At 57.5% G+C, this 5,679-nt stretch carries 4 protein-coding genes; 2 read left to right on the top strand and 2 right to left on the bottom strand.

The features are described from left to right. Positions 1-921 precede the first annotated feature (921 nt). Together AC5JJ6_RS38780 and AC5JJ6_RS38775 are read right to left on the bottom strand one after the other, a co-directional pair. Positions 922-1,680, bottom strand: coding sequence for a hypothetical protein (locus AC5JJ6_RS38780; RefSeq protein WP_496047155.1), 759 nt, complete (start codon positions 1,678-1,680; stop codon positions 922-924). 1,081 nt (positions 1,681-2,761) lie between these two features. Next, positions 2,762-3,439, bottom strand: a complete 678-nt coding sequence (locus AC5JJ6_RS38775) for a hypothetical protein (protein ID WP_496047154.1) — start codon at positions 3,437-3,439, stop codon at positions 2,762-2,764. A 631-nt stretch (positions 3,440-4,070) separates the two neighbouring features. Between AC5JJ6_RS38775 and AC5JJ6_RS38770 the strand changes: the two genes are divergently transcribed. Together AC5JJ6_RS38770 and AC5JJ6_RS38765 are read left to right on the top strand one after the other, a co-directional pair. Next, positions 4,071-4,244, top strand: a complete 174-nt coding sequence (locus AC5JJ6_RS38770) for a hypothetical protein (RefSeq protein WP_496047153.1) — start codon at positions 4,071-4,073, stop codon at positions 4,242-4,244. 542 nt (positions 4,245-4,786) lie between these two features. Then, complete coding sequence (locus AC5JJ6_RS38765; RefSeq protein WP_496047152.1) at positions 4,787-5,257, top strand: hypothetical protein; 471 nt, start codon at positions 4,787-4,789, stop codon at positions 5,255-5,257. The last annotated feature ends 422 nt before the right edge of the window (positions 5,258-5,679 follow it).

Here is a 5,679-nt window from a genome sequence, read left to right as displayed (position 1 = left end):
TCCCTTCATCAGAAGGGCTCGTCTACCCCAATCCCCCGCCTGACGGCAAGCTGGCACGAAACCTGACAGAACCTCAGCGATACTGGTTTTTTCTCTTCAGGGTTATACCTAGCGGCAGATCCTGATCGTTCGAGTTGCCAGCATCCGCAGGCTGTGCTTCTGTTCAACTTATGCGCACATATCTCGCCATCATTGTCTCGTTCTTCGTTCTCGCGATTGGCGCTTCGGGCATAGCCCAGGCGCAGACTGACGATAACATCCGCAGCATCCTGATTGAGGAGTCGATATCGCGGTACAGTGGCAACTGTCCTTGTCCCGAGTATCGAGCCAGCAACGGGAGCCGATGCGGCAAACGAAGTGCATGGAGTCGAGCTGGAGGCGCGGCACCATTGTGCTATCCCGACGATGTCTCTGATGCTGCTGTTGCGGCATACCGGGCGCGACATGGAGGTACTCGCGTCCGAGACGCTGCCGTCCAAAAGCCGCCAGCGTTGAGCGTACCGACCGTGTCGCCCAGCCCGCCTGTTGTCAGAAGTGTGCCTTCGGTGGAGCAGAGTGTCGAGCAGCTTTCCGACTGCCCTTCGGGGACCACCTTGGCGCAGACGAACGGCTCGTATCACTGCGCTGCGCTGCCTGGGGCGCAGGTTAGGGCCAATGAGTTAGGGATGCCGAGTGAACCGGTCAGTAGCACGAAGAGCCAGCAACCGATGACCTTTGCTGATGTCCTGTCGAAATTGCAGGCAGGCGCGAGTGCTATTGCCCAGCCGGTGGCTGTGCCGACGGAGCAGCCGCGAGAGCGCCTCTCGGCACCTCCAGCGGCGGGATTGCTGAACTGTAAAGGCGGGACAAGGGTGACCTACGTCGATGGTAGGATCGAATGTCGTTGAGGAGAGGGGGCGCTTGAACATCGGGCGAACAGAGTTAGGGCAAAACGGATTCGGTGCGCTGATGAGCGATGTTGTTCTGAATGCCGAAATCATCCTGGAAAGAGGCTGCACAGGCGACACAGGTATTCACCGCCCACCTAGCACAATCGTAGGAGTTCATGCGGATGGGAAACAACAAGCCGCCTTTGACGAATCTGGACGGCTCGAACTTCCCCTCAAGTCGTTTGGACAAAGCTGCATGAGACCGTGGTTCTGCACCCGATCTAATCTTCGCCTGCCTATTAGAATTTGTCGCCCATTCAGGCTTGAAATGGACTAGGCTGTCTCTGACTTCTTTGAGGAGCTGAAAATCTGACCAGGGCGTGACGCCCTTATCCAAACTACGCGTCGACGAAAACAGCTTCGCTGCGTCTTTGTATTTTTCTGATATGTCGGTGCGATGGACGAGCTTTTCAGCTTTCGACGCTTGTTCCTCACTCATTCGTCCGACCGTCACGTGAACCAATGTTCCTTCTGCATACATCCTCAGCGCCTCCGTGAGGTTGGCTTCCATTGCTGTCATTGACATGACAATGCAGCCAGTCACGGAACCGAGGATCTCGTTGAAAAAGTTGTCCAGTTCATCGTTGGGTTGCTCTAACTCGATTTTGTTTGCATGGCGTGCCAACGTGACTGCCGCACCCATGAAATGACTAGCAAGATGATACTTGATGTCTGCAGTCGCTTGGATCTGGGGTTTCGGCATGGTGGCGTATCCATGAACGATTCTGCTGCTGGTTTCCGGTTCAGCCATCAACGTACCTCCATTCGAGAAAACAAGCAGCCCGCAGCAACTGCACGAGCACAGTACGGCTTTCTTTGAGGACTACCAACGACTTGAGGTAGCATGCCGGAGCGAAGGTGTGCGACCCTGTGCTTTATACAATCTTAAGGTGCTATGGGGATGGCGGACTGTTGCTCCTAACCCAGATGATCGCTGGTCATCTGGACCCTACCGGTCACCAGTTCGAGGCAACACACCAGACGTCCAGCGCGCCGTAGGCGCATCCACTCATCCCAACGTGCCATCATCCCCATTATCACGTCACAGGTATCACGGGTCACTGGGCGTCACAGGCTTTAAGGGTCACACCGGTCAGGACGTCAGGCTATTAGACCAGTCACACCGTCACGGGTCATCACGTCACACCGTTAGGACGTCACTGGTTAGGTTGTCAGACCAATCAGGCCAGTAAGGACGTCATAAGCGCCATGCTGTCATGGCGGGCGAGTGTGTGCCGCATGATGCGGGGGAGGCTGAGATCGGTGGGGATGGGTCAGGGAGATCGGGGAGATCTGGAGATCGGTGGCCATGGGTCACGGAGATCGGGAGATCGGGTCACGGAGACCTGAAGACCGGCAGGTCCGCTGAGAGTCGAGCGGAGCGAAGACAATCAGCGGGGCGTTGCGGTGGGGTACTGGAAAGTTGTATCGACGTAATAATGTTCTGCATACATAGAAATGCTGCGCTGCGGGGTATGTCCCGATGAGACGTAGACTTTAATGCTGCAATGCAGCCAGGTCACGGAATTGCAGACCCTCCCAGGATTTGCAGCAGCATCGGCCCGCCAGCACCGCGCTTGGCGGGCTTTTTTTGCATCACGATGATGGCGGCGGGCTGGGCGTGATGGTCTGAGGATAGCCACAGAAAAACCCCGCACGACGGGCGTGCGGGGTTTTGGAAGTGTCAAACAGGTTTGCGAGCACTTGCCAGCGCGACAAGTACTCGTGGTCTACAGCTCGACTCTTAATGATTCGTTAACCGTAAAATCCGGTCGAGTGGTGCCGGATTCTGGGCTTGGCGTGATGAAGCGGTCTAAAGATTAGATCTTGCTCTAGCGGAGGGGGATTGCCCTCAGCTCAGTCGAAAAGCCAAGATTTCCCAAACGGTTCTCTGCTTTTGGAGTAGTTCGGATGCTCACTCCAAGTTTGATCAGACCATCACGGACGCTGGTGTTCAAGCTTACCTCGTGATCATACAAAGGTTTTTTGCCTTCCCTTGCGTGCATCTCATTGACCTTGGTTAGCATTAACTTGAGGTTGAGCATCTCGTTATGCAGGAGAGCTGCCCAAGCGTTCGTAAGAGCTAACCGGCGGCTTGGCTTCGTCACCGATGAAGCCAATTCCTTTACCGGGATGGTTGTTGCCCACCGCAGATCTGCTGGGGTCTGCACGGTCAGTCGATCAAAATGCCATTCCTGAGACTTGGCATCGACAGATAGCCAGACGGTTAGTTCGACGCTGTAAATGAACCCGTGAAGCTCCATCGCTTCAGGCGAACGTTTCACCTTGAAGAAGCGGGAAATCAGAGATCCTAAAAGTGCGTCCTCGAGGGGTTCGCGGCTGCCGCTGAGCTTCGAGAGATCTTCCAAGAACAACATGACCGAGTCGTGCGCCTCCACCTCCATCTCGTTTAGTACGGCTCTGGCCATTGCGCCCCTGACGAATGGGATGGGAGCAAATGCACCTTTCAGTTCCTTGCGGACGCGCCGACGGCTGAAGGCAGTGATCATGGAAAACCTCAGTGCTCTTGATGCAGTGCTCTGTCGGCGTTCAAACGGTAGACAGGCAGTGTGGTCAAAGTTCGGACAGTTATGCTGAGCCGAAGAGGCTCTAGCGGATGACTTGACCAGAGGCTAGGCCATCCGCCAGCGCTTGGAAGCTACTTGCTGCCCTTCTTGCCGCTCTTACGATCAGGAGCCTGTGTCAGTGCAGACCCTGCAGCGGTCTTAGCGTCTTTAGAGGCTCCCTTATCCACGAGGGTCTTGCTGGAAGCAGTTGCCGCCTTTGCGGAAGTCTTCTCGTTCTTCGCCATGGTGGGCCTCTTGTCAGAATGGGTTGGTCTTCCCTGCGAGCCTACAGACGAGAGTTGAAAAAGGGTTTAAGGCAGCTGGGTGAGGAGTGCCGCTAGACGTGATGATCCAAGAGGACCACAGAGCCAGTCGGGGGCTGCTGTGGGTGGGGCAAACGTTGCTCACGCGTGAGCAGGTTTGGCGAGTGGGGCGGCTGGGCCGAAAGTACTTTTGATTGAGAACTTGTAAGGACGGTCGTGACGGGATGGCCTTGGACCTGTTGGGGGCGGAGACGGTTCGATCACCTGAAAAGGGTAGACGGGGCGCTGTACACAAACCACGGAGATCCAGCATGGCCAAAGGAAACCATACCGAAGAGGTCGATCCTCTAGGCAGTCCGACGCACGGCAATGAAAAATCCACCGGCACCGGAACCCACGAGCGTAACCGCATTCAGCAGGAACGCGAGTCGCAGGATAACAAGGCGAAAGGCAGCGAGGGACGCAAAGCTGGTTACGATAAGTAGTGATCGCTGCGGCGTGACGGGCGGGTTAGTTCAGAGAAGCTCATAGGAGTCCTGAGAAGGTTCTGGAGCCGCTCTGAAGTTGTATGTCGGGGATTGGAGCTGCTGAGCGTGGGAGGTCTGTAGCGGCTTCCTACGGACTCGGTGGAGCAGCTGGGCGTGAGGGTCAGAAGCGGCGGGTCTTGGGCTTGGTAGTCGTGGACGTTGTGGCTGTCGCATCGATGGTGGAGGCGGCGGGGATAACCAGCGCGTCTTCGGCAGCAAGCTGGGCCTCTATCTTGGCACCTATGATACTGCTGGCGAATTCACCTATGCCGGTTGGGGCTTCATCAGGGCAGTGAATGGAGACCGCCGAGTTTGGGCGCGCGGCTCGCCGATTAGCCAATAATAGATGCGCACCAAGTCCATGGCGGCCGCGATCAGAAGATGCTGCAGATGTCTACGTTCCGCTCGGCGGCAACCGGAAGGGCGGCGGGCGGCGCTACGTCAACCTGTTCCTGACGATGCTGATCGGCGGGTTGTAGCACGGTGCCGCCTGGACCTTCGTGATCTGGGGAGCACTGCATGGCGTCTTCCTGATCGTCAATCACGGCTGGCAGGCGTTCCGCAACGCCGTGGGATGGAGCGATGGTGAAACCGCAGCCGGCGTCTGGGTGGCGCGCGGCATCACCTTCCTGTGCGTGACGGTCGCCTGGGTCTTCTTTCGCGCTGAATCTGTCGGGGAGGCGACGGGGATGCTGCGCGCCATGGCCGGTGTCAACGGTTGGCTGGCGGCACCACTGGACTTGACGGACCTTTACGAATACCGGGACCAGATCCTGATCGCGGCTTTGCTGGCGGTCGCCCTGATAGCTCCCAACACGCAGGAGTGGATCATGGGGGAGGGCAGGGTGCGGATGGCCGTGGTGCCGCGCTGGCGCTTCACGCCGATCTGGGCCGGTGTCGCAGCCGCCTGCTTCCTGTTCACGCTGACACGGCTATCGGCGGTCAGTGAATTCATTTACTTCAACTTCTGATGCTGAGATTGGAGGCGTTCGCTGGTCTGATCTAATAAGCGCCAACTTACTCGGCCAGCCTGTACAGACGGGCGCGGAAGGATTCTTCTCGGCACCATGATTCGCGGCGGCTTTCTGACAGCGGAGGAACGGCAGGACCTGACCGAGTTGGCTCGGGACGGGCTGGCTGAGCATCGTCTGGTCCGGCGGGCGAACGCGCTGGTTCTGCTGGATCGCGGGATGAGAAGTTTTGTTTCATCGCTTCACTGCTGGGACGGGGCGCCGAGGGCGCGGGATTAGAGGGTCTGGTCTGCTTCCCGCGACAAACCGTTTACGAGAGGCGGACAAAGGCGCTAAGAGACTAAACCGGAACGGGTTTCACCCTCGGTTCGGCTCGGGCCGATGGCGGCCGATCAACGCCGCAGTCTGCTGAGACAACGGTG

The sequence above is a fragment of the Skermanella sp. genome, from assembly GCF_059503625.1.
The sequence above is the reverse complement of the archived record's forward strand: the minus strand, read 5'-3'. Positions and strand labels throughout refer to the sequence as shown.